23 protein-coding genes are annotated in these 23,597 nt (G+C 64.8%); 2 read left to right on the top strand and 21 right to left on the bottom strand.

Annotated features, from left to right (window positions below; genetic code table 11):
• The first annotated feature begins 21 nt into the window (after positions 1-21).
• Positions 22-519 (top strand): flavodoxin domain-containing protein, encoded by a 498-nt coding sequence (locus QZZ33_RS02255; protein ID WP_291377852.1) that lies wholly within the window; start codon positions 22-24, stop codon positions 517-519.
• A gap of 305 nt (positions 520-824) precedes the next feature.
• The gene (locus tag QZZ33_RS02250) at positions 825-1,160 is read left to right on the top strand and encodes an RNA polymerase-binding protein RbpA (RefSeq protein WP_291377851.1); all 336 of its coding nucleotides are present in this window, start codon (positions 825-827) and stop codon (positions 1,158-1,160) included.
• Here QZZ33_RS02250 and QZZ33_RS02245 read toward each other — a convergent pair.
• From QZZ33_RS02245 to QZZ33_RS02145, 21 genes are all read right to left on the bottom strand, one after another.
• Complete coding sequence (locus tag QZZ33_RS02245) at positions 1,157-1,894, bottom strand: polyprenol monophosphomannose synthase (protein ID WP_291377850.1); 738 nt, start codon at positions 1,892-1,894, stop codon at positions 1,157-1,159. The two genes, QZZ33_RS02250 and QZZ33_RS02245, sit on opposite strands and share 4 nt — an antisense overlap.
• Entirely contained in the window at positions 1,891-3,429 is a 1,539-nt protein-coding gene (lnt, locus tag QZZ33_RS02240) for an apolipoprotein N-acyltransferase (protein ID WP_291377849.1), read from the bottom strand. The genes QZZ33_RS02245 and lnt overlap by 4 nt, the downstream gene beginning before the upstream one ends.
• A 22-nt stretch (positions 3,430-3,451) precedes the next feature.
• Positions 3,452-6,196 (bottom strand): DEAD/DEAH box helicase, encoded by a 2,745-nt coding sequence (locus QZZ33_RS02235; protein WP_291377848.1) that lies wholly within the window; start codon positions 6,194-6,196, stop codon positions 3,452-3,454.
• Positions 6,197-6,205: 9 nt separating this feature from the next.
• Positions 6,206-7,135: a diacylglycerol kinase family protein gene (locus QZZ33_RS02230; protein ID WP_291377847.1), complete on the bottom strand. Its 930-nt coding sequence runs from the start codon at positions 7,133-7,135 to the stop codon at positions 6,206-6,208.
• On the bottom strand, positions 7,132-7,860 hold the full coding sequence (gene tatC / locus QZZ33_RS02225) for a twin-arginine translocase subunit TatC (protein WP_291377846.1): 729 nt from the start codon (positions 7,858-7,860) through the stop codon (positions 7,132-7,134). Before tatC ends, QZZ33_RS02230 begins: the two co-directional genes overlap by 4 nt.
• Positions 7,861-7,888: 28 nt before the next feature.
• Positions 7,889-8,113 carry a Sec-independent protein translocase subunit TatA gene (gene tatA / locus QZZ33_RS02220; RefSeq protein WP_291377845.1) on the bottom strand — a complete coding sequence of 75 codons (225 nt, stop codon included), beginning with the start codon at positions 8,111-8,113 and terminating at the stop codon, positions 7,889-7,891.
• Between the two features lie 35 nt (positions 8,114-8,148).
• Positions 8,149-9,066 carry a WYL domain-containing protein gene (locus tag QZZ33_RS02215; protein WP_291377844.1) on the bottom strand — a complete coding sequence of 306 codons (918 nt, stop codon included), beginning with the start codon at positions 9,064-9,066 and terminating at the stop codon, positions 8,149-8,151.
• Positions 9,059-10,069, bottom strand: coding sequence for a WYL domain-containing protein (locus tag QZZ33_RS02210; protein WP_291377843.1), 1,011 nt, complete (start codon positions 10,067-10,069; stop codon positions 9,059-9,061). Before QZZ33_RS02210 ends, QZZ33_RS02215 begins: the two co-directional genes overlap by 8 nt.
• The gene (gene hisG, locus QZZ33_RS02205) at positions 10,070-10,912 is read right to left on the bottom strand and encodes an ATP phosphoribosyltransferase (protein ID WP_291377842.1); all 843 of its coding nucleotides are present in this window, start codon (positions 10,910-10,912) and stop codon (positions 10,070-10,072) included.
• 9 nt (positions 10,913-10,921) lie between these two features.
• Entirely contained in the window at positions 10,922-11,185 is a 264-nt protein-coding gene (locus QZZ33_RS02200; RefSeq protein ID WP_291377841.1) for a phosphoribosyl-ATP diphosphatase, read from the bottom strand.
• A 76-nt stretch (positions 11,186-11,261) separates the two neighbouring features.
• Positions 11,262-11,732: a 6,7-dimethyl-8-ribityllumazine synthase gene (gene ribH, locus QZZ33_RS02195; RefSeq protein WP_291377840.1), complete on the bottom strand. Its 471-nt coding sequence runs from the start codon at positions 11,730-11,732 to the stop codon at positions 11,262-11,264.
• The gene (ribA, locus tag QZZ33_RS02190; protein ID WP_291377839.1) at positions 11,729-12,970 is read right to left on the bottom strand and encodes a GTP cyclohydrolase II; all 1,242 of its coding nucleotides are present in this window, start codon (positions 12,968-12,970) and stop codon (positions 11,729-11,731) included. Before ribA ends, ribH begins: the two co-directional genes overlap by 4 nt.
• Positions 12,967-13,560, bottom strand: coding sequence for a riboflavin synthase (locus QZZ33_RS02185; protein ID WP_291377838.1), 594 nt, complete (start codon positions 13,558-13,560; stop codon positions 12,967-12,969). Before QZZ33_RS02185 ends, ribA begins: the two co-directional genes overlap by 4 nt.
• Complete coding sequence (gene ribD / locus QZZ33_RS02180; protein WP_291377837.1) at positions 13,560-14,579, bottom strand: bifunctional diaminohydroxyphosphoribosylaminopyrimidine deaminase/5-amino-6-(5-phosphoribosylamino)uracil reductase RibD; 1,020 nt, start codon at positions 14,577-14,579, stop codon at positions 13,560-13,562. Before ribD ends, QZZ33_RS02185 begins: the two co-directional genes overlap by 1 nt.
• Positions 14,580-14,581: 2 nt before the next feature.
• Complete coding sequence (rpe, locus tag QZZ33_RS02175; RefSeq protein WP_291377836.1) at positions 14,582-15,235, bottom strand: ribulose-phosphate 3-epimerase; 654 nt, start codon at positions 15,233-15,235, stop codon at positions 14,582-14,584.
• A 36-nt stretch (positions 15,236-15,271) separates the two neighbouring features.
• A complete protein-coding gene (locus QZZ33_RS02170) occupies positions 15,272-17,047 on the bottom strand; it encodes an ABC transporter ATP-binding protein (RefSeq protein ID WP_291377835.1) in 1,776 nt (591 codons plus the stop codon).
• A gap of 57 nt (positions 17,048-17,104) precedes the next feature.
• The gene (locus tag QZZ33_RS02165; protein WP_291377834.1) at positions 17,105-18,385 is read right to left on the bottom strand and encodes an AGE family epimerase/isomerase; all 1,281 of its coding nucleotides are present in this window, start codon (positions 18,383-18,385) and stop codon (positions 17,105-17,107) included.
• Positions 18,339-19,328 carry an acetylxylan esterase gene (locus QZZ33_RS02160; RefSeq protein WP_291377833.1) on the bottom strand — a complete coding sequence of 330 codons (990 nt, stop codon included), beginning with the start codon at positions 19,326-19,328 and terminating at the stop codon, positions 18,339-18,341. The genes QZZ33_RS02165 and QZZ33_RS02160 overlap by 47 nt, the downstream gene beginning before the upstream one ends.
• Complete coding sequence (locus tag QZZ33_RS02155) at positions 19,328-21,838, bottom strand: hypothetical protein (RefSeq protein WP_291377832.1); 2,511 nt, start codon at positions 21,836-21,838, stop codon at positions 19,328-19,330. The genes QZZ33_RS02160 and QZZ33_RS02155 overlap by 1 nt, the downstream gene beginning before the upstream one ends.
• Positions 21,835-22,653 carry a carbohydrate ABC transporter permease gene (locus QZZ33_RS02150; protein ID WP_291377831.1) on the bottom strand — a complete coding sequence of 273 codons (819 nt, stop codon included), beginning with the start codon at positions 22,651-22,653 and terminating at the stop codon, positions 21,835-21,837. Before QZZ33_RS02150 ends, QZZ33_RS02155 begins: the two co-directional genes overlap by 4 nt.
• Positions 22,653-23,567 carry a sugar ABC transporter permease gene (locus QZZ33_RS02145; RefSeq protein WP_291377830.1) on the bottom strand — a complete coding sequence of 305 codons (915 nt, stop codon included), beginning with the start codon at positions 23,565-23,567 and terminating at the stop codon, positions 22,653-22,655. The genes QZZ33_RS02150 and QZZ33_RS02145 overlap by 1 nt, the downstream gene beginning before the upstream one ends.
• Positions 23,568-23,597: the final 30 nt, after the last annotated feature.

The raw sequence follows: 23,597 nt of genomic DNA, 5'->3' as shown, positions 1-23,597 counted from the left end.
ATGTCAGGCAGGAGGTGCGTCATGAAGGTTCTCGTTGCAGTGGGGTCCAAATATGGATCCTCGCGAGAGGTTGCCAGGGCCATTTGCGGCACCCTGGAGAACCAAGGCTTCGACGCGGAGTTTTCGGATGCGGCCGATGTTCGCACCGTCACTCCCTACGACGCCGTCATCCTAGGCTCGGCCGTCTATGGGGGACTGTGGAGGCGCGACGCGTCCGCGATGGCCAAGGAGCACCGCGACGCGCTCAAGGCGCGCGACGTGTGGACCTTCTCCGTGGGCATCGAAACCGTGGTGGTTGAAGGGCAGCCGAAGGATGAGGCGTACGGTATCGCAGAGGCGATCGGCGCGCACGAACACCGCCGGTTCACCGGGGCGCTCGACCAAGAAAAACTCAACATTGGTGAACGCGCGCTCATCCGCGCGCTCGACCCGCCGTTGGGTGACTTTCGGGACTTTGACGATGTGCGCATGTGGGCGGAGAGCGTCGGCGCGTTGCTGCGCGAGGCCGCAGTCAGCTAGACGGTCTCGCTGCTGTCCGACACTGTCGCCATGGCAAATCTGTCGACAGATTGATAGACGCGGCCGCACACGCAACTCCGCAGAGGGGGAGCGCCCGTCTCAGACCCTCAGAACCGTATCTGACATAATGTACATTATCGGCGTTTGACCCTGTGACCTGGAAGAGGCCGAAAACTGCCGGTGCACCTCCTCGTCGTCGCGACCCGGCGCTGTCCGTCAGGCGCACCGGATTGGCATGGAACATTCGAGCCACATCGGACGTTCCTTGAGGTACGGGTCACAAACCCGCCTGAAGGAGGCTCAACATGGCCGATCGTGCATTGCGCGGCATGCGTCTGGGAACCCAGAGCATGGAACGCACCACCGGCATGGATCTCGCGGAACGCCACGAGGTCCACTACGACTGTCCTCAAGGGCACGTGCTTGTCTTTCCCTTCGCCGCAGAGGCGGACGTGCCATTGTCCTGGGAATGCCATTGCGGTTCCCTCGCGTTGCTTCGTGACGGCGAAAGTCCCGAGCCGCGAGAGGTGCGTCACCAGCGCACCCACTGGGACATGCTTCTTGAGCGCCGCACCATCGCAGAGCTTGAAGAACTCCTCCAGGAGCGCCTTGACGTCCTGCGGGCAAGCCGCCGGGGCTAGTCTCCGTCGTGGTGGGCGGTCCGTCGACCGCCCCACAGCCTTTGAATGCCCCACCACGTCACCTTGACGAGCGCTTCGCGCACGATGGCGCCGCTCATTTTCGACGCGCCTGCATCGCGTTCGACGAACGTGATGGGGACCTCATTGACGGTTCCGCCCGCACGCAGCACGCGCCACGCCATGTCCACCTGGAAGCAATACCCTTGCGACTCGACCTGGTCGAGCGCCAGTTGCCGGAGCAACGCGGTGCGGTAGCTGCGAAAGCCAGCCGTCGCGTCCTGGATGGGCACGCCAAGCGCCAACCTGACATAACGGTTCGCGCTCGTGGACAGGAGCTTGCGATGCGACGGCCAATTCACGACCCTGCCGCCCGGTACCCATCGTGAGCCAATGACCAGGTCGTACGCGTCGGACCGCTCAAGAATGCCTGGCAGGTCTTCCGGCCGGTGGGAGCCGTCGGCGTCCATCTCGACTACCACGTCGTAGCCGCGCTCCAGTGCCCATGAAAAGGCGGCGAGGTAAGCGGCACCCAGGCCCTGTTTCGCCGTGCGATGGATGACAAAGACGCGATCGTCCGTGGCGGCGCGCGCGTCTGCCCACTCCCCCGTTCCGTCGGGAGAGCCGTCGTCGACCACGACGATGTCGACGTCGGGCGCGATCGCGCGAACGCCATCCACCTGGCGCGGCAATGACTCGATCTCATTGTAGGTGGGAATGATGATAACGGTCCTCATCTATCGTCCCTCCTGGCAGATCCTGTCAAGAGCGCCCCCAAGGCGACCACTCCCGCGAGAAGCTCGAGCGCTAGGGCGATGGGGCCACCCCAGTGCGCCGCTGGGGTCAGACTTGTTCTCAGCGGGACAGTGGCGATGCCCGCATCCCTCGTGAAGAGTTCGGCCCTGTCGATCACGCGGCCCGTCGGCGAGATGACGGCGCTCACGCCGACCGTCGATACCTGGAACGTGGAACGCCCCATCTCGATCGCCCTCAAGCGTGACATGGCGAGCTGCTGGGTGCTCTCGGCCGTGACGCCGAAGGTCGCGTTGTTCGTCTGCACCGCGAGAAACTCTGCGCCTTCCCGCACGGCCTGTCGCGGGAGCCAGTCGTACGCGACCTCGAAACAAATGATGGGGCCGACAATCACATCGCGGTCAAGGGACTCGATGGGCACGTCGATCCTCGCGGGGCCCTCCCCCGGGATGACCTCAGTTTGTACGCGGTCGACCTCCTTGGAGACCATCCTGGCGAAGGACCTCAAGGGGATGTATTCGGCGAACGCGGCCGGCCGTTGCTTGTGATACTCGGCTCCAGGGAGAGCCTCGCCGCTGGGAAGCCACACGAGCGACGTGTTGTATCGCCCATCGTCCGGGCTGTAGTCGTTGGTGCCGAGCAGCAATGGCGCGTCGAACGCCCTGGCTGCCTCCGTAACAGCGGCGCCGGTCTGCGCGTCGAAGCGAGGGTCAATGTCTGAGGCGCTCTCGGGCCAGATGATGAGGTCGACAGCGGCGTCGGGGTACTCGCCCGCTAGCGCGAGGGTTGCATCGCGGTGATTCGTGGCGACCTCGCGCGCACGCGCAAACGAGTCAAGGCCCTCGTTCGCAAGGTTTCCCTGGGCCCACGCCACGGTGAGCTCGCCGGTCTGCGCGCGACCGTCGAGCGGCAAGCCGAAGGGCAGCAGTGTGAGGGCAATCACCGCGACGGGCGCGGCAAGGCCCTGGACGATGCGTCGTTCCCTGAGCGCGAAGAATCCCACGCCGAGGATGGCGCCCAGGAGCGCCACCGCCAGAGAGACCAGCGGCGCTCCCCCAAGCCAGGCCACCCGAGCCAAGGGAGAATCGGCCACGCCAAACGCCAGCCGACCCCATGGAAACCCCCCAAAAGGCTGAGAAGAGCGCAACTGCTCTGCCCCGACCCACAGCAGTGCGAAGGCGATGGGCTCGATCCACAGGAAACGTTCCCAGATGCGATTGCGCGTCATGCGCGCCGTGAGGGCGCCGACCAGAGCGCTCGCCAGCGCTTGGGCTGCGGCAAGTGCCACCCAAGGTATCCAGGAGACGGCCACGAACGCCCACCACAGGTGCGGCAAGAAGAACGCCATGCCGAAGACCCATCCCACGCCAAAGCCGACGCGCGTGGGGGCATCTCGCAGCGCCACGTAGAGCATGCCCATGGCAACGGGAGCGAGGATCCACAAACCAACGTCGGGGAAGGCCAGAAAGAGAGCCACGCCACCAGCACCTGCAAGAGTCACTCGGCGCGCTGTGGACACCGAACTATCGTACGTGTTCGCCTCAGTACGCCACGACACCCCGACGCATGGCCCGGATGGCGGTGGCGGCCCGCTCGCTTGTGGTCGATGACGGTGCGACTTGCGCTATCTGATCGAGCGCGTCGATGACCTGCTTGCACCACCGCACCATGTCACCTGGCGCTATCGCGGTGCCGTCGAGTACCGCATCCAGCCCCTTGCCTTGAGCCCATCCGTGTATCGAACGCACGAGCCCCCAATGCGGTGGCGGCAGAGCGGGCAAACGGTGGTCGGTATGCATGTCGTCCAACCGGGTCCAGATGCGCTGGGTCTCGCGCAACGCCTGCCCGAGCACCCCTTGGGACCCGCCTGGAATGCGTGGGGTGTACTCGCCATCGTCACGGCGAGCCGAGTACAGCAGCGTAGACACGGCGGCGGCAAGTGCCGGGGGGTGCAGCGCGTCCCACGCGCCAAGGCGCAGGCACTCGGCGATCACCAGGTCGTTCTCGGCGTACAGGGTGCGCAGCATCCCCCCTGCGGGGCTCACGCTGAGGTCCTCTCCCCCGCCCTCGAGGTACCCCAACTCCTTGAGCACGTCGCAACGGCGGTCAAAGACTGCGGCGATGGAGCCTGTTGCCCGCGAAATCTCGCCTGTCAGGCGATCCTTGTCTCGCAACGTACGAAAGTAGCGCTCGGCCCAGCGAGCGTGGTCCTCCCGATCCTGGCAGTGATGGCACGGGTGCGAGCGCATCGCATGGCGGACGCCGTCGAGCTCCGTGCGGGGCTGCTCCGCAGGGGCGCGCGCTGCCCGTGCGGCCTTGTGCATGCTGCGACCCTCGTCGGCCACGCGGAAACCGAGCTCCTTGCGGGCGCGAGGGTCTTTCGGCTGGAAGTTGCGTGGCAGCGACATCTTGCCGACGACGTCGAGCCCGGCGTGGAGATCGGCCAGGGACAGCCTCAGGAGCCTGCCCCCGTCGCTTACCACGCTCGGTCGTGGCGCGCGCACGTCATCATCGGTCTGGACCACCACGCCGTATCCGCTGCGCCGGCCCCCGCCGATGCGCACCAGGTCCCCTCGAGCCAGCGAACTCAGCTGGGCGGCGGTCGCCTGCTTTCGGGCGGCGCTAGCCGCCTTCGCCGTCTTCTTCTCCGCCCTATTGAGGCGTTCGCGCAAGGCCGCGTACTCGTGGAAGTCGCCCTTGTCGCACTCCATGGCCTCCCGGAAGCCCTGCAACGACGCATCGAGTTCGCGAACTCGTCTTGCGGAACCCACTACCGACTGATCCGCCTGGAATTGGGCGAAGGACATCTCGAGCACCTGGCGGGCTCGCTCAACGCCTGAGGTGGCCACCAGGTTGATGGTCATGTTGTAGTTGGGCTGGAAGGAGGAGATCAGCGGGTACGTACGCCGGGAAGCCAACCGTCCCAACTGGTGGGCATCGAAGCCGGGGTGCTCGATCACGACGGCGTGCCCCTCAATATCGATTCCCCGTCGTCCAGCACGTCCCGTGAGTTGGGTGTACTCCCCCGCCGTCAGGTCCTTATGGCCCTGGCCGTCCCACTTCACGAGCTTCTCGAGCACCACAGACCGGGCTGGCATGTTGATGCCAAGCGCGAGCGTCTCGGTGGCATACACCACCTTGATGAGACCGGCGGCGAAGAGCTCCTCCACCACTTCCTTGAACAGTGGGATGAGTCCCGCGTGGTGCGCCGCGAGCCCAGCCTCGAGATGGTCGCGCCACGCCGCAAAGCCGAGCGCGCCAAGATCCTCAGGGGCGAGCCCTGCGCAACGCGTGTCAACAATCTGGCGGATGCGCTCGCGTTGCTCCTCCGTGGTGAGCACGATGCCGCCATGGCGCACCTGCTCAACGGCGTCCTCGCAACCGGCCCTCGAGAACACGAAGACGATCGCGGGCAACAGCCCCTGGGCATCCAGTTGATCGACCACGGCGAAGCGGGGCGGGCTACGGCGCGGTTTGCCGCCGGGCCTTCCCCTGCCGCGGTAACCGCTCCTGCCGGGCGTCCCGAAGTGTTCAAGTTGGCGAGATCTCTTGACGATGGCGTCGATCTCCGGATTGAGTTGGGCCGCAGTGGCGGGGTCCGTGGGGTCAGTCCCTGGCGCGTACAGATCGAACATGCCCTCGCGCAACAGGACGTGAGGCCACAGGGGCACGGGTCGCGTCTCGGAGACGATGACCCTGGTGTCGCCTCTCACCTCTGTCAGCCAAGCCCCAAACTCCTCTGCGTTTGACACGGTGGCAGACAGCGCCACCAGGGCGGTGGCGGCGCCCGCATGGACGATCACCTCTTCCCACACGGAGCCGCGAAAGCGGTCCGCGAGGTAGTGCACCTCGTCGAGCACCACCACGCCGAGGTTGTCGAGGTCACGGGAGTCCGCGTAGATCATGTTGCGGAGCACCTCGGTGGTCATCACGACGATGTCGGCGTGGGGGTTGATCGAGGTGTCGCCCGTGAGTAGTCCCACCTTGTCGGGGCCGTAGGCAGCGCGCAGATCGCCGAACTTCTGGTTGCTGAGCGCCTTGATCGGCGTCGTGTAGTAGGCCTTGAGCCCCCGCTGCTGGGCGTGCGCGACAGCGAACTCCCCCACCACCGTCTTGCCAGCGCCGGTGGGTGCTGCCACCAGCACCGAGTGGCCCTCCGCCACCGCCTCGCAACCCTCCCGCTGAAAGTCGTCGAGCGGGAACGGCAAGGACTCCTCAAAGGCAAGAACCTCGGGGGTGCGTCGCTTGCGCCGTGAGGCTGCGTAGCGTTCGGCTGGGCTTGTCACCTCGCCAATCTAACGCGGACGCGCTCCAAGGACGTGCAGCGCCTTGGGCGCCACCTCGATCGTGAGCGGCTCGCCGCCGACCAGTTCACCGTCGGCGAAGGCGGGCGGCATCGGCGCTCCATCGACCGCTTGAGAGATGGTGACCTTGCGCGCCTGCATGACGCGCACGCGCGGATCGTGAATGTGCGATCCGTCGTAGAGCTGCGGGAACATGCGCAGGATGTCCCGCCTGCTGAGGGCTTCGGTGATCACGAACTCGAGCATGCCGTCCGTCACTGATGACATGGGCGAGATCTTCAGCCCTCCCCCAAAGACGGGCGAGTTTGCGACCGCCACGAGCGTGCACGGCTGAGTCCACGTGGTGCCGTCCACCGTGACCGTCACGCCGTAAGGGCTGTAGCGGGGCAGTTCGCGCAACGTTGCCAGCTTGTACTTGGCCGGGCCACGCGGGAACGTGATCCGGCGTGCGTAACCCGCGATGGCCGCATCGATGCCAGCAGACAGCACTGCAACGAAGTAGCGTGGTGAGGCTGGCAGTTCAACACGGCCGCCGGAGAGCTTTCCCAAGTCGATCGTGGCGACCTCACCTTGGAGACCTCGCTCGATGCGCTCCACCGCTTCAGGAATGTGGTGGATGGGCAGGTCAAGGGTGATCGCGGCGTCGTTGCCCGAGCCAGCCGCCACGATGCCGAGGGGAAGTTTCCTCTCGGCGCAGACCTGGAGACCCAGGTGGACCATGCCGTCGCCGCCGACCACCACGAGGGCGTCAAGGTGTCGCCTGGCCCTCATGGCGGCCTCATAGGACGCAGGCCAGGACCCTCGCGACAGATCGTTGACCTGATGGCCCTTGGCCGCGAGCAACGCGAGTGTCTCTTGGCCCCAGGCCCGCCCCCTGCCGGATCCGGAGGTCGGATTCGTGATGACTCCTACCTTGCTCACTCACGCTCCTTTGCGCGTTGTCGAGCCCTGAGGGCGCCGATGCCGATGGCGCCAAAGTACAGGCCAACCATCGGAATTGCCATAGCGATCATCGTGATGGCGTCCGGCGTGGGCGTCATCGCGGCGGCGAACGTGAAGATGAGGAGGACTGCCCATCGCCACCCCTTGAGCCACACCCTCCACGGAACGATACCTACCCATGTGAGCGCCACCATCACGACGGGAAAGACGAAGGCGAGCCCAAAGGCGATGAGGAGGCGCATGGCGAACGTGAGATAGAGCTCGGCGTCGAGCAGTTGCTGAGTGCCGTCCGGGCGGAAGTCGGTGAGGATTGTCACGGCGTGCGGGAAAACGAACCATGCGGCGACGACGCCGGTAAGAAACAGCGGCACGGCGGCCGCAAGGAAGCCGACGGTGTAGCGCCGCTCCTTGCCCGTCAGCCCCGGCGCCACATACGCCCACACTTGGTACAGCCACCACGGAGAGCTCAGGATGAGCCCCAGAAAGAAGGCAACCTTGAAGTGCATGTCGAGCGCCGTTGCGAGTCCGGCGAAGTTGACGGAGACGATCGCGTCTGCGTCGGACGCGGCCTCGATGAGTGGCCGCTGAAGCGCCTCGAAGGCGGGATCGAAGAGGAACCAGCCGCCGATTGCCGCCACGGCGACGCCGATGACCGAATAGATGATGCGGTTGCGGAGCTCAACCAAGTGGTCTCGTAGGGGCATGCGCGCATCGGGGGTGCGGCGCGCCCTCCTACTTGTCGTTCGACTCATCCTTGGCGGGGGGCTCGTCCGCGTCCCCGTCCGCCGCTGTGGCGTCCTTGGGATCGTCGTCTGACGTCAACGCCTTCGTCTCGTCCTTCAGGATGCGCAGCGACTTGCCGATGCTGCGTGCCAGTTCAGGAAGCCGCGGCGCGCCAAACAGCAACAACACCACAATCAACAGGACGACGATGTGCCATCCGCGCAATGCGCCCATGAAAAGTACCTCTTCAGACTCGGGTGAGGACCAGTCTATCCCTGCGCCGCCAGCACGGCCCTCGCTTGCCGCGCGAGTTCGCTTGCCAGGGGTTGCGGGTCGACGGAGGTGAGCGCCGAGCCGATCGTCAACAACCGGCCAGCGATCGCCGCCACGTCCGCCACTCCAAACCGAGCCGTCACGGCTCCGGCCGCCTCTTCAATTGCAACCCCTGGGAACGACTCAAGCAGCCAGCGGGCGTGCGCGTCGGCAACGACCACGGCCTCAAAGTGAGGAACGAGCGAGAAGCCGGATGTTTCGCTCGCTGGGGCGCTGACAGGGTCAGTGCCTATCGCGGCGGAGATGATCCGGTCCACCCGCAACGTGCGGTAGTCCTCCGCTCTTCTGCAGTAGCACTCGACGTACGGAGTGCCGTCGATGACCACGATCCGGTGCGGTTCGATCACACGAGACGTGCGGTTGTCGTTGGCATCGGCGTATCCCAGTTCGACCACGACGTGCGCGTCGATGGCGTCGCGGAGCGTGGAGGCAACGTCAGGGTCAACACTCCCTGTGGTCACCGAGCGCACGGCGTCCTTGTCGCCCACGGCCTCCACGAGCTTGGACAGCGCCGTGTGAGCAGCCTCTGGAGCCACGCCCCCTGCCACTACTGCCGACAGTGCGCCAATGAGCGCGACTCCCTCACGGGGCGACAGCCGCACCTGACCGACGCCCTGGGAATTGGTCAGCCTGATCACGCCCTCGTCGAACGCCCAGCCGTCAAAGTCGATGAGGTCTTGAGGCGCGTGACCGGGCACCCCGGAGACCCAGAGAAGTTCGATGTCGCGGCGCACTTGGGTGGGCGTCACACCGAAGTGCTCGGCCAGTTCTTCTACGGTCGCCTCGCCTTGGCGCTCGAGATACGTCACGATGCCGAGCAGTCGCGTCACGCGGGGCGCAGTGCGTTCAGCCACGATCCCCTCCCCCGCCCGTCTCGGTACTGGACAGTTCCGCGACGCGAAGCGCCGCCTCGGCCTCCTGAGAGACGGACTGTGCAAGAGGTCGAGGCTCCACGACGCGCGCCCGACCGGCCAGCGCGAGCACCTCGTCCTTGATGGCGTCTGCGTGTCGGTATTGCACCTCGACGAGGTCCCAGTCGCCCTCCGTTCCCACGACGTTGCCCCTGCGCCTGATGGTGTGGCCGGCCTCGGGGCGCAGCCCGACGACGGCGGTCTGGGCTGTACCGGTGTCACCCCACGACGGCTCGGGTAGCGGCTGAGGGATCGTGTAGTCCCCCTCCTTGCCCACCGTGGTGACCTTGCCGTGAATGCGGCCCAGGCGAAAGGTGCGCGGCTGCGCTCTGTCGCGGTCGTACGCATACAGATACTCCGCCCCTGCACGCAGGATGATCTGCCAAGGCTCCACTGTCCTGGTGCTGAGCCCAGCGCTCGCTGACGTGTAGTCAAAGGTGACGGCAAGGCGCCGGGCGCGGGCCTCCACGATGGTGGCGGTGGCGTCTGACGTTGACGACGCGCGCGCCCCGAGCGTAAGAGGCGTGCGCGGCGCGGCCGAGGTCGCCGACGCGATCTTGGTGAGGCCCTGGTTTGCATCTGGTCCCAGCGTCGCGCCTTGCCAGTACTCGGCAGCGAGGGCGAGGGCGGCGGCCTCCGCCGAGGTGAAGTCGATCCCCGGCATTGCCGCGTCTGACGCGTCGATCTTGTACCCAATCTCGTCGCCGTGGGTGGGATCGACAACGGTGCGCAAGGGGATGCCCATGCGCCTGAGCTCGTCCTTGTCGCGCTCGAACATCCGCTCGAAGGCCGCCTCGCGGCGTCGCGCCTCGTCCGGTGCGAGGTGAGCGTCTGAGGCCTCGTAGCCCACCACGGTCGCGCGAATCTGGGCGCGCGTCATACGCACCCTGGCGTGTGTCAGGGCGATGATCAGGTTGAGCAGCCGCTCGGCCGGATCGATCGCCATCTACACCCTGACCGCCAACAGTTCCGTGGTGAGAATCGCCCTCGCGCCCGCGGCGTAGAGGGCGTCCATCACGTGGTTCATCTCCGTGCGGGGCACCATGACGCGCACCGCCAGCCAATCGGAACCGTGCAACGGCGTGACGGTGGGAGCCTCGAAGCCGGGTGTGATCTTCACGGCCTCTTCGAGCTTGTCGGCAGGCACGTCGTAGTCCATCAAGACGTACTGGCGTGCCATGAGGACGCCCCGCAGTCGCGCGGCCAAGACCGCGACGTCGGCGTCAGGGACCGAGTTGGCGCGCACCAGGATCGCCTCTGACTTCAGCAGCGGCTCGCCAAAGACCTCAAGCCCTGCGGCCTTGAGCGTGGTGCCTGTCGACACCACGTCAGCAACGGCATCGGCCACTCCCAAGCGCACTGACGATTCGACCGCTCCGTCGAGGCGTACCACGTCCGCCTCGACGCCAAAGGACCGCAAGTGGGTATCGACCAAGTGCTCGTATGACGTGGCGACACGCTTGCCCGCCAGTTGCGAGATGTTCGTGATCTCACCGGAGGGCGCGGCATAGCGGAAGGTGGACGCGCCGAAGCCCAACTCAAGGATCTCGGTGGCCGCCGCACCTGAGTCCAGGAGCAGGTCCCTGCCGGTGATTCCAGCCTCGACCGTGCCAGAACCGACGTACACGGCCACGTCCCTTGGCCTGAGGAAGAAGAATTCGACGTCGTTGCGCGCGTCGGTCAGCACCAGCTCACGAGGGTCACGCCGCTGCTTGTAGCCGGCCTCGACCAGGAGCGACACTGCCGGTTCTGACAAGGAGCCCTTGTTGGGAACCGCGATACGTAGCATGGCCGCCCCCTACAGATACTTCTCAATGTCGGCAAGGGTCAGACCCTTGGCGATCATCATGACTTGTGCGTGATACAGCAACTGCGAGATTTCCTCTGCCGTCTCGGCATCGGACTGGAACTCGGCGGCCATCCAGGATTCCGCCGCCTCCTCAACCAGCTTCTTTCCGATGGCGTGCACTCCCTTGTCGAGCAGGGCGACGGTCCCTGAGCCGTCTGGGCGTTGGATCGCACGTGCTGAAAGGGTGTCGAAGAGTTCGTTGAAGGAAGTCACGCGGCAAGCCTAGTAGGACTGGCGCGACGCACGCTGCTGAACACGGCGAGGACTCCGCTCACATGGCGGGTTCCCGCTACCCCTCAATCGAAGCCAGGACCGCCGCGGTCGCAAGCGCGGCCTCGACCGCCTCGCCTCCCTTGTCCTCGCGAGAGCCCTCCAGGCCTGCGCGGGCAAGCGCCTGTGCGTCGTCGTCCGTGGTCAACACACCGAACCCGACGGCGACTGCGTGAGTGCGCGCCACATCCGTCAGACCCCTGGTCACCGCGTCGCACACGTAGTCAAAGTGCGGAGTGTCGCCACGCACGACCACGCCAAGACAGACAATCACGTCGGAGCCGGAGCGCGCCAGCTTCTCGGCAACGACAGGCAGCTCAAAGGCGCCGGGAACTCGCACGACGCGCGCCGTTGCTCCCGCGGCCTCGACAGCGCGAAGTGCGCCCCCGACGAGGCCGTCCATGACCTCGGTGTGCCACAAAGACGCCACGATGTCGACGGTCTTGCCGGCTCCGTCCACGTCGATGATCGGTGCACCGTGACCGCTCACGCGGTCTCTCCTGTCAGGTGTCCCATGCGCTCCACCTTAGTGCGCCGGTACTTCTCGTTCTCCGGGTGCTCGCCCACCTGGTGAGGTACGCGCTCGGCGACGTCGATGCCGGAGGCCCGCAGGCCCTCGACCTTCGCGGGATTGTTCGTCAGCAGCCGCACCTGATGCAGCCCCAGGTCCGTGAGGATGGCTGCCGCCGCCCCGTACTCGCGCCGGTCGACGGGCAGGCCCAGTTCGACATTCGCGTCGACCGTGTCCCGGCCCGCGTCTTGAAGCGCATAGGCCTGGATCTTGGAGACGATGCCGATGCCCCGGCCCTCGTGGCCGGTGAGGTACACCACAGCGCCGCCCTCCGCACCCACGCGGTCAAGTGCAGCATCGAGTTGAGGTCCACAATCGCAGCGGTGCGAGGAGAAGGCGTCGCCCGTCAGACATTCGGAGTGAACACGCACAATGGGCAGCTCCGCGCCGGTCGGCTCTTTGTACAGCGCCACGTGCTCGTGACCCGTGCGGGCATCACGGTAGGCCTTCACAGTGAACTCGCCGTGAGCGGTGGGGAGCCGGGCCTCGCCTTCGAAGAGCACGCGATGCGGTTGCGGCTCGATCGTGAGGGGGAGGTCCTTCTTGGTACGCCGATAGTGGATGAGGTCGGCGATGGTCATGAGGGTGAGCCCCTCTTTGGAGGCGAGGGCGGAAGCATCTCCCTGACGCATCATCGTGCCGTCGTCGTTGACAAGTTCCGCGATCGCCGCGACGGGCTCGAGACCGGCGAGACGGCAGAGGTCCACGGCAGCCTCTGTGTGCCCGGGGCGATGCAGGACTCCGCCTGCCACGGCGCGTAGGGGCAAGACATGCCCGGGGCGAATGAAGTCTTCCGGGCTGGCGTTCGCGCTGGCCAACACCTGCAGAGTGTGGTGCCTGTCGACGGCAGAGATACCAGTACTGACGCCCGACGCGGCGTCAACAGAAACGGTGTAGGCCGTACGACGGGGGTCTTGGCTGTTGGGAACCATCAACGGCAGGTTGAGATCGTCTGCCTTGGAACTCGGCATGGGAGCGCACAGGTACCCGCTCGAGTGCCTGATCCCCCAGGCAACCCACTCGGCTGTCACGCGCTGCGCCGACATGATGAAGTCCGCCTCGTCCTCACGATCATGCGAGTCGCAGACGAGCACTGGCTTTCCCAGCTTGAGGTCGGCGAGCGCCCTTTCCACCAGGTCGATCGCGGCGTCCGTCACGGCTGAACGCCCATCATCCGCTCCACATACTTCGCGATGACGTCGACCTCGACATTGGCAACGTCGCCCACTGCAAATTCACCAAACGTGGTATCCGTGAGAGTCGTGGGGATGAGCGACACGGTGACCCGGTCATCGACCAATTCAGCGACAGTCAGCGAGACACCGTTCAGCGCGATCGACCCCTTGCGAACGACGTAACGGAGCAGTTCCTGCGGCATGGCGAAGGTGAGGTCATCCCACTGAGGTTGCGAGTCGCGCGCTACCAAGGTCGCTACGCCGTCCACATGCCCCTGCATGATGTGACCGCCCAGGCGCCCGGTGGCCTGCATGGCGCGCTCGAGATTGACCCGGGCACCTGCGGTGAGGCTGCCCAAACCGGAGGTCTCCAAGGTGATCCGCATCATGTCGGCTGTCCACCCGCCGTCATCGACGTGGGCGACCGTGAGGCACACGCCATTGACCGCGATGGACTCGCCATGGACAAGGTCGTTGCCGAGACCTGGTGAGACGATGGTGAGTCGCGCTGTCGCGCCGCCATCCTCGACCGAGGTGACGGTGCCGACCGACTCAACGATGCCGGTGAACATCACATTCCCTTCGTGACCTTGGCCGTGACCAGGCAATCTACACCGAGACCGGTGACGGTCACGTCCTCACCCCTCAACGCGTCGGCCATGGTCCCGATTCCCACGTCGCCGATAGCGGCCGCTCCTGAACCGAGCAAGGCTGGTGCGATGTACACGTTCAGTTCGTCTACCAACCCGGCGCGCAAGAACGCGGTCAACACTTGTGCACCACCCTCGACCACGACGGTGCGCACCTCGCGAGAGGCCAGCGCATCCAACGCCTCTTGAGGGCTCCGCGTCGCAAGGTGAATGGCATTGTCGTCGCGCCACACCTTCGCGTGAGGGGTTTCGGTGAGCCCCATGACCGCGCGAAGGGGCTGGTGGGCCGTCGGCACCCCAGCGGGCCGTGCCGACAGTCTCGGGTTATCGGCGATGACAGTTCCGGTGCCGACAAGCACCGCGTCGACGTCGGCACGGGTGTGGTGGGCATGGTCGCGCGCCTCCTCACCGGTGATCCAGAGGCTTGAGCCATCGGCCGCGGCGATCCTGCCATCGAGCGTTTGCGCCCACTTGGCGATCACGTAGGGCCTGCCCAGGTGTATCGAAGCAAACCAGCGAGCGTTGAGGTCTGTCGCCCCCTGGTGCGGCACGAGCTCTACGTCGATGCCCCGCTGGCGCAGCGTGGTCGCCCCGCCACCAGCCTCTGGATTCGGATCCGCGACGGCGTACACCACCCTCGCCACTCCAGCATTGGTCAACGCATCGGCACAGGGCCCAGTGCGGCCCGTATGGTTGCACGGCTCGAGCGTGACGTACGCCGTGGCCCCGGTGAGGTCCTCCCCCGCTCCCCTGGCGGTCTCCATCGCGGCAACCTCCGCATGTGCGGTGCCTGCGCCGCGGTGAAAACCCTCGCCGATGATGCGACCGTCTGGACGGGTGATCACCGCGCCGACTCTGGGGTTGGGCCCGTGGGCGGGCCCCAATGACGCGAGCGAGACCGCGAGGTCCATCGCCTGCGCATCGTCCACAGGTCCAGTCATCGTTACAGCTGACACACGTCGCGTAGAGCTTGCACCGCGCGTGCCCGATCCGAGGCGCCAAAGACTGCGGAGCCAGCCACAAGGGTATCGGCGCCGGCAGCCACAGCCGCAGGAGCGGTGTCGGTGGTGATTCCCCCGTCGACCTGGAGCCACAGTTCGGTGCCTGCTTCGACTGCCGCGGCCCTCAACGCCGTGAGTTTCGCCAGCGTCTCCGGCATGAAGGACTGGCCGCCAAACCCAGGCTCGACAGTCATGACCAGCACCATGTCCACCACGCCGAGCAACTCCATCACAGCTTCGGCCGGGGTGTCCGGCTTGATTGCCACAGATGCCCTCGCGCCGCTCGACTTGATGTCGGTCGCGATCTGGCGCGGCTTCTTGGCGGCCTCGCTGTGGAACGTCACAGACGTGGCACCCAACTCGGCGTAGCGCGGCGCCCAGTGGTCGGGATCCTCGATCATCAGGTGGACGTCGAGCGGGAGTGGGGACACCTCGGCAAGGCGCCTCACCACGGGCACGCCGATGGTCAGGTTAGGCACAAAATGCCCGTCCATGACATCGACGTGGAGCAGGTCTGCGCTGACAACCTCGCGGATGTCGCGCTCCAAGTTGGCAAAGTCTGCTGCCAGAATCGACGGCGCAATCCGAACGCTCATACCTCGACACTATCGCGGCGGGGCTTGTTGGCGTGGCTAGGCTCGGTGCATTGCCGCGTACCAACCGTTCGCGTCGAGGAGTTCTGTGTGAGTACCGGTTTCGAGGATCCGCCCCTTATCGAGCACCACAATGCGATGCGCGGCGCGGATGGTCGACAGTCGATGGGCGACAACAAGCGTTGTGCGGCCCTCCATCAGACGCTGCAACGCCAATTGAACGAGCCGCTCAGACTCACTATCGAGGGCGGATGTCGCCTCGTCGAGCAGAAGGATCTTGGGGTCCCGCACGAGGGCGCGTGCAATCGTGATTCTCTGCCGCTGCCCCCCTGAAAGTCGTGCGCCTCTCTCGCCAATCGTCGCGTCAAGCCCGCCTATCGAAGAGACAAATTCCCATGCCTGGGCTCCCTTGAGGGCGTCAACCACGTCGCTGTCAGTGAGTGCGGAACTCCCGTAGGTCACGTTGTCCCGAACGCTCCCTTCGAACAGCAGGGCCTCTTGAGGCACCACGGCCACGTGCTTGCGAATGGAACGCATGTCCACAGACTGCAGATCGTGGTGATCCACCAACACCCGACCACTGGCAGGCGTCACAAAACCGATCACGGCGTTCAACAGGGTGGATTTCCCCGAACCTGATGGACCCACAAATGCGACGGTTTGGCCAGGGGCAATACTGAGACTCACGTGGTCGAGAGCCACTTCGTCGTCCGCGTCGGGATACTCGATCCTGAGGCCCTCAAGGTCGATTTGACCCGTGATCGACTGAACGACCGGCTTGCCCGCATTGCGCTCGATATCGTCGGCAACCAGCACCTCGCCGATAGATCGCACGGATTCGATTCCGCGGGCCAAGATTGGCGCGATGAGCAGGAGGGCCGTGACCGACCCCGTCAACTGCACGAAGTAGCTGGAGAGCATGACGACGTCTCCTGCCGTCACGCCCCACATGCCACTCCATGACAGCCATGCGGCGCCGATGAGGCAGCCGATCGTGAGTGACTGAAAGCCAACCCATGACAGCGCACCGAAGCGACCGTTCACCATGTCGAGCCTCATGCCAGCCGAGCGGACTCCCACCACGGCGTCATCCACCCTGGCCGTCTGGATGTCCTCAGACGCGTGCGCCCTCGTGATAGGTATCAGGTGCGCCATCTCGGCGACTCGGACGGACATGTGCTCCATGTGCGATCGGAAATCCGCGTTGCGCTGTTGCATGCGTTTCCTGCTCAGCGCCAATAGCGCCGCGGCCGCGGGCACGGCAAGCGCATAGACGGGCAGAAACTCCGGCACCCTGACGGCGGTCAAGACGACGGCTCCCACCAACGTTGTCGCGGCACCGAGTCCGGTATCGAGCGACTGCCGCGACGCCTCCACGGTGGTTTCGACGTCGCGGATGACCTTGGCCTGGAGGACGCCAGCGCTGGTGCGCCGATGAAAGCCAATCGACAGTTCCTGCAACCTTCTGGTGAGAGACCTCCTGAGCGCCGCTTCGACGTTGCGCACCGCCACACTTTGTCGCTTCACGTAGACCAGCGATGCCGGATAATTCTGACCGATCGCGAGAACCATCACTCCTGCGGGCCACAGCAGGTTGAACAGCGTGTCATGAGTGACGACGGCATCAATGATGATCGCTGTCATGAACGGCGTAATCCAGACGGGCGAATGCTTGACCGCAAAGGCAACCGTGGCGATACCTAGGTTGGTGCGCTCTCCTCGATACAGACGCAGGAGCGACTTCAGGGGCCGCTGCGGGTTGATCTCGGTGATCGCACCGTCAGGGCCTGCGGCGTCTTGGCGAGCGTTACTCACAGCGCAATCGGTGGCCGCCCGCGCGGGTTGCCTGGTCGCTCAGGAAGGCAAAGGCGGTCACACGACGCCACCCTTGTCGGCAAGAGCGCGTGCGAATGAGGGCGTGAGCGGCACGTCCTCCATGAGCGCCGCTTGGTACGCGTGGTAGACATCCGGTTTGCCGTGCCACACAGTGGCGCTCGGCAGATTGCTTGAGTCGAGTTCGTGACGCCACGAGCCGCCGACAGAATCGATTAGGTAAGCGTTGGCGTAGGCCCACCAGCGCTCGAGATCGCGTGTATACCGGTCCTCTCCCGTCACCCGGCCCAACGCCACGGATGTGTTGATGGCCTCGGCAAGTACCCAGTGCATTCTTTCGGTGACGACGGGCGCCCCATGCCAGTCGGTCGTGTACACGAAACCCTCGGCGCCATCCGCCTCCCAGCCGTCGGACACCGCACGTTCGTACAAGGCGACAGCAGCTTCGCGGAGCCCCGAAGCGCCTGAACTACCAAGGGTCGCTTCTGTGGCAATCAGTAGGCGTGCCCACTCAAGCCCGTGACCGACGGTGGCGCCGTATGGCTGGAAGGGATCTGCTGGGCGATCGACGTTGTGTTCGAGCATAGGAACCCATGTGCGTGTGAAGTGTTCCGGGATGCGCCAGTCGTGTTGGCTGGCCCACGCGGCAACTCGCCCCGCGATGCGACCGGCCCTGGCGTGCCAAAGCGCGTCGCCCGTGATGTCACCCGCCGCCAAGTACGCCTCGACGGTGTGCATGTTTGCGTTGATTCCGCGGTAGACGTCGCACTGTGCCCACGACTCGTCCCACACGTCGACCGAGAGTCCTTGGACCTCATCCCAGAACCGAGCACCCGATACGGCAAGTGCCTCTTCTAGCAACTCCCCTGCGCCGGCAACGCCTGCCGCCACCGCGGAGGAGGCTGCGAGAATGACGAACGCGTGACCGTACGCCTGCTTGGTGCCATCCACCACCGTTCCGTCCTTGACGGCGGCCCGCCATCCTCCGTGCAACGTGTCGTGCAAGGCTCCTGATCGCAGGGACTCCACGCCATGTGCGGCCAACTCCGCCAACCGGGCCACTTCCGGGCCGTCAGGGAGCGGGTTCTCGTTAGCGAGGGCGCCCAAGGCGGCCACGTGAGTCATGCGGCAAGTAATCCACAGGTGGGTGGGACGTTTCGGGTCGACGCGACCCCCGTTGTCAAGCCAGCCGAAGCCGTCTGGTACGGCCGACGCGGCGGCGAAACGCAAGAGATCCGCACGTTGGTGGGCACGAAACTCTGCGTTGCCTGGCCTATTCACGTCCACCCCAAACCTCTCGTAGAAAACTGGCCTGCTCACGTTGCTGATAGGCCTGGCCCCCCTCATGGGAATTGTAGGGGTAGGGCACCATGCGGGCGGGTCCAATCCACGAGTGATATGCGGCGTAGACCGTCGAAGGAGGGCATACGTCGTCGCGCAGCCCGGCGGAAAACAGCGCGGGCATGTGCGCCCGCTTCGCATGGTGGACTCCATCGACATAGGACAGGGTGCGCATGATGGCAGCGTGGTGCAGGCGGTGCACCGCCAGGTAGCGGGCGACCTCCTGATAGGGGTCCTGGTCGGCGATGGCGATACCTCGTTCGATGTGACAGAGGAACGGCACGTCTACCAACGCGGCGGATACTCCGGGAGCGAGTCCCGCAGCGGCGATGGCAAGACCACCTCCTTGGCTAGCGCCAGTCACCGCGATCCGGCTCTGATCGATGCCAGGGATGTGGGCTGCGGCATCAATCGCCCGAACCGCATCGGTAATCAGGCGCCGGAAATAGTAGGTGTCGAAGTCGAGAATGCCGCGGGTCATGAATCCGGGCAGAGCAGGCGCTCCTGCATCGCCTCCACCCGAAGCGTCAGCCGTGTCTCCCCCACTGCCCCATGCAGAACCCTGTCCTCGTGAATCCATTAGGAGGTACGCGTATCCGGCGGCCGCCCAGAGGAGCCGCTCGTGAGCGAGACCGCGACCGCCGCCGTAACCGTTGTATTCGATGACGAGCGGAAGATCGGCGGTGACGCCGTGAGGTCGCAATAACCAAGCCCGCACCGGGTCTCCGCCAAATCCACTGAACGTGACGTCGTAGACGTCAATCAAGGTCATCGGTGCGGGACTGCGGTGCAGTTGCACGTCTGGATCGTGCTGTCGCGCTTCCGTGAGCGTCTGGTACCAGCGCTCATCGAAGTCCGAAGGGGCTTCGAGACCGGGCCTGAACGACTCGAGGTGCTCGAGGTTCATGTCCCAATACGGCATCAGCAGTCTTCCACCGTGCTGTTCAGCACCGTGGATGCGGCAAGCACTGAACTCCACTCAAGCGCCGAGATATCTGCGACCCCGCTACCAGAAACGCAGAAAGCCGCGACCTCACCCGGTAGCAGCGTTCGCAGTTGCCGGTCCACCACGGCATCCGTGAGAGCAGGCAGCCTCTCCGCGAGGAGCGAGAGATCCCTGACCATGTCGCCTGCTTCGACCTTGACGACGACGCGGCCTTCTGGGGATTGCGTTGCGTCCACGCTGACGTCAACGCGCGTGGGTGCCACCGGCAACTCCGCATCGTCGCGAAGCCACTTGACGGCACGCAAACCAGCCGCGTCGGCGACGACGGCAATCGCAGCCTCCGGCGTCGGGCCGTCAAGAACGAGGTGGCCGTCCGCTGGAACGCGGGCATTGCTGTGCAACTCACTTAGCACGATCCCGGACTCATCGACTGCGCGCCAGACAATCTCGGTTTCCCACGGGTGTGCGGTGTCATTGACGAGCGTGAACCCTTCTGGCGACCCCACCGCCGTAGGGAGAATCACTCTGTCCGCCATGACCTCGGCAGCCGCGTACCACGCGAGCTTGCGACGTCCGGCGACGTCGACAACGGACCAAGACAGGGCGGGCCAACAGTCATCGAACTGCCACCACAGCGCACCAGAACAACTGTCATGCATGCTCCTGAAGTGCCCGATCGAGGTGCGCAAGGCGCGCGCTTGCACGATCTGCGCCGCGGCGTGCCAGTGCGGCCCATGAGTAGGCAAGTGACCCAGATGCGCCTCGACTCCTCGCTGGAGGCTTTCCGTCCCCTGGAACGCCTTCTGGAGACGCACGATTCGGGGGTCGTCTCCTCCCGTCGGCGGGCCGCCCAACGCCTCGAGAAGCGTCGGCCACGCACAAGGAGCCTGCCAGCCGAATTCTGAAGCAAAGCGTGATTTCTTCTTTTCGAACTCGCCGTAGTCAAGCTCGTTCCACATGTCCCAGTGGTGAGTGGTGCCCGATCGTGGGTCGTTGGGATGGTCTGCCATATCTGGCGAAAAAGGGGACCCTGGAATATAGGGCCGACGCGGGTCGATGGCCGCCAGCGCCGCAGGAATCACGTCGTGGTAGAGACGGGCGCCCCAAGCGCCGCCTTCGCCAAGCTTCTCCTTCCAGCCCCAGTCTTCGTAGCCCCACAGGTTCTCGTTGCAACCGCACCAAAGGGCAAGCGCCGGATGATGCCCGACGCGGCGCACGGCGTCTTCTACCTCGCGCGTGACCCGCGCGGCTTGGGCGTCGTCTTCCGCATAGGCAGCACACGCGAAGGAGAAGTCTTGCCACACCAGCAGGCCGAACTCATCGCAAGCGTCGTAGAAGTCGTCGGACTCCACCACTCCGCCTCCCCAGACCCTCAGCATGTTTGCTCCCGTGGCTACGACGTCCGCAAGCAGCGACCTCACACGCTCGCGAGTGACTCGCTCCGGCAACACATCGGCAGGAATCCAGTTGAAGCCGCGCGCCCACACACGCTGGCCATTGACCCGCACCGCAAATTCGTTGCCATGTGGATCAGCTGCTTGCGCAACCGTGATGTCGCGAAAACCGACGCGACGCTCAAGACGATCCACGACGCCCCCCGAGCCATCAACCAACACGACGCCGACGCTGTAGAGCGGCTGATCGCCCCTTCCCCTGACATTCCACGGGACAGCTTGGGGCACGGAGAGCACGAAGTCGGCGCTGCTCCCCGCCACGTCGACCCGCGCCTCTGCGACGGTGGCGCCGTGATTGTCGGCAACGGTGACGGTCAGGTACGAAGCGGGACCGTCGATCTGAACCGACCCGTGGAGCATTCCGGTTTCGGACCAGCCTCCATCGAGGAAGCACTTGTCGATCCGCGCGGCGCCGTGACGCTCGACGACGACGTCGCGCCACAGTCCGCACGTGATGGTGGTGGGTCCCCAATCCCATCCGAAGGAACAGGCCATCTTGCGTACCTGGTTGTACGGCAGCTCATACATGTCTGCGCGCGGAAGCGGATGTGCGGCCTCGGCCTGTTGCGCCACGGCAAGGGCGGGGATGAACTCGACGTCAACTTCCCACGCACCGTCCCTGTCATCCGCACCGAGGTCAATCACCCACCGATGGAACATGTCATCGGTCTTCGCGCGCACCTGACCGTCCACGCGAATCGTGGCCACAGTGTCGACGCCGTCGAACACCAGTCGCACGTGCGTCCCGTCTCGCTGTCTCGGAACTGACGCGGTGTAGTGCCACGAGCACTCGGAATGCCACGCCAACTCTTCTTCGGTCCCATCGAGGGTGACGTCCCGCACCAGTGAGCGCTCCACGAGCGCGCCAAGCACACTGCCTGGCACGACGACGACGATGCCGTCGGCTAGCGCAGAGAGGACGGCGGGGGGAGCGGCGTCCCTCTGAGCGCCAAGAGACAGCGTCCAGGCCGAGAGTGGAGTGCGGGTGCCGGAGTTCTCTGCACGCGTGGACAGGACGGGGCTGTGGGTCACTTCGCTGCTCCTTGGGTAAAGCCGTTGTAGATGTACCGCTGTAGCAGCAGGAAGATCAGGAGCGTCGGCACAATCACGATCATGACGCCGGCTGCGATCACCTCCCAGTGCGCACCAAACGGACCCGTGAACCTGAATAGCGACGTGGAGATGACCCCCAGGTCACTGGACGGCATGTACAGAAACGGAATGTAGAACTCGTTGTAGGCGGCGAACCCCTTGATAATGACGACGGTGGCTATCGCCGGCTTGAGCAGCGGAAAGATGATCTGCCAGAAGATCCGCAGATGTCCCGCTCCCTCCAGCGTGGCCGCCTCGTCCAGTTCCCGCGGAATGGCTCGGATGAACTGGAGGAAGATGTAGATCGACACGATGTCTGTGCCCAGGAATAGCACGATCGCCGCCCACCGGGAGTTGTACAAGCCGAGGTAGTTGACTACTTGGAACGTCGCCACCTGCGTGGTCACAGCCGGCACCAGCACGGCGAGGAGGAACGCTCCGACGACGACCTTCTTCAGTCGAAAATCGAAGCGATCAAGCGCGTAGGCGGTCATGGCGCCAATGATCACCGTGCCCGTGATGGAGACCAGCAGGATGATCATCGTGTTCATGAACCCCTGGGCCATCCGGCCACTGGTGAACGCGGTCACGTAGTTTTCGAAGTCGAAGTTCTCAGGAAGGGTGAACGGGCCGGTCGTCTGAAACTCTCGCGCCGTCTTGAAGGACGCCATGACAATCGTGACCAACGGCATCAGGGTCACGATCGAGGCAACGACGAGCGTGACGTACTTTGCGGTGTCGTAGACGTAGCGCATCAGGTCAGGTTCACTTTCTCGTCGGGCACGATGCGGCGTTGGATCCAGGTGATGAGCAGGACGATGAAGAGCAGCACCACGGCCATGGCAGACGCGAGCCCCACCTTGCGATACTCGAAGGCCATGTCAATGGTCTGAATCACGAAGGTCTTGGAGCCATTGGCGCCGCCCGTCATGATGTACGGGATCTCAAAGACCGCAAGGCTGCCGGAGATCGCCAGGATGAAGGACAGGCTCACGATGGGCTTGATGCTCGGCAAGATGATGTAGCGGAATTGGGCCCACCTCCCCGCTCCGTCAAGCTCCGCCGCTTCGTACAGCGAAGGGCTCACGGACTGGATGGCACCAAGAAACAGCACGAAGTTGAGGCCCATGTAGCGCCATACGGACGTGCCTGCCAGCGAGAAGTTGATGATGTCGGGATTGCCCAGCCAGAACTGTTGGTGGTCTCCCAAGCCGAGCAGCTCCAAACCAGCGTCAAGGGTTCCCCCCGGACGGAAGAAGTAGAGAAAGGTGAAGCCGATGGCGACACCATTGATGAGGTACGGGAAAAACAGAATGCCTTTGAAGAGGTTCCTGAACCTGGTGCTGAACGACAGGATGGTCGCGAAGTACAGCGCCAATGCCATCTGTACAAATGACGCAGCGAAGTAGTAGAGGCTGACGAAGAAGACCCTGAACAGTTCCGGTCGCGTGAAGAGATCGATGTAGTTGCTGAGGCCCACGACGTCTTTGTCTTTGCTGATGCCGTTCCACGATGTGAACGAGTACCAGAACATGTTCGCCACCGGGATGAAGGTGAACGTGATGAGCAGGGCAAGGGGCACGGCGAGAAACAGCCAAGGAACGATGGACCGCGGCACGCTGATGCGGCGCTTCGCCGAGCGCGGTGCGGTCTTCAGTGAAGTGGGCATGGCGACTCCGAGGTGGGCCGGTGGACGTTG

This window comes from Demequina sp., assembly GCF_016278775.1.
Classification (GTDB): Bacteria; Actinomycetota; Actinomycetes; order Actinomycetales; family Demequinaceae; genus Demequina.
Note: the sequence above shows the minus strand (reverse complement) of the source record. Positions and strands in the feature narration are given on the sequence as shown.

Excerpts from the sequence above, each read along its gene's own strand:
- QZZ33_RS02255 (WP_291377852.1), top strand. The coding sequence starts at position 22 with ATGAAGGTTCTCGTTGCAGTGGGGTCCAAATATGGATCCTCGCGAGAG.
- QZZ33_RS02250 (WP_291377851.1), top strand. The coding sequence starts at position 825 with ATGGCCGATCGTGCATTGCGCGGCATGCGTCTGGGAACCCAGAGCATG.
- QZZ33_RS02245 (WP_291377850.1), bottom strand. The coding sequence starts at position 1,894 with ATGAGGACCGTTATCATCATTCCCACCTACAATGAGATCGAGTCATTG.
- tatC (WP_291377846.1), bottom strand. The coding sequence starts at position 7,860 with ATGCCCCTACGAGACCACTTGGTTGAGCTCCGCAACCGCATCATCTAT.
- tatA (WP_291377845.1), bottom strand. The coding sequence starts at position 8,113 with ATGGGCGCATTGCGCGGATGGCACATCGTCGTCCTGTTGATTGTGGTG.
- QZZ33_RS02210 (WP_291377843.1), bottom strand. The coding sequence starts at position 10,069 with ATGGCGATCGATCCGGCCGAGCGGCTGCTCAACCTGATCATCGCCCTG.
- hisG (WP_291377842.1), bottom strand. The coding sequence starts at position 10,912 with ATGCTACGTATCGCGGTTCCCAACAAGGGCTCCTTGTCAGAACCGGCA.
- QZZ33_RS02185 (WP_291377838.1), bottom strand. The coding sequence starts at position 13,560 with ATGTTCACCGGCATCGTTGAGTCGGTCGGCACCGTCACCTCGGTCGAG.
- ribD (WP_291377837.1), bottom strand. The coding sequence starts at position 14,579 with ATGACTGGACCTGTGGACGATGCGCAGGCGATGGACCTCGCGGTCTCG.
- rpe (WP_291377836.1), bottom strand. The coding sequence starts at position 15,235 with ATGAGCGTTCGGATTGCGCCGTCGATTCTGGCAGCAGACTTTGCCAAC.
- QZZ33_RS02160 (WP_291377833.1), bottom strand. The coding sequence starts at position 19,328 with ATGCCGTATTGGGACATGAACCTCGAGCACCTCGAGTCGTTCAGGCCC.
- QZZ33_RS02150 (WP_291377831.1), bottom strand. The coding sequence starts at position 22,653 with ATGCGCTACGTCTACGACACCGCAAAGTACGTCACGCTCGTCGTTGCC.
- QZZ33_RS02145 (WP_291377830.1), bottom strand. The coding sequence starts at position 23,567 with ATGCCCACTTCACTGAAGACCGCACCGCGCTCGGCGAAGCGCCGCATC.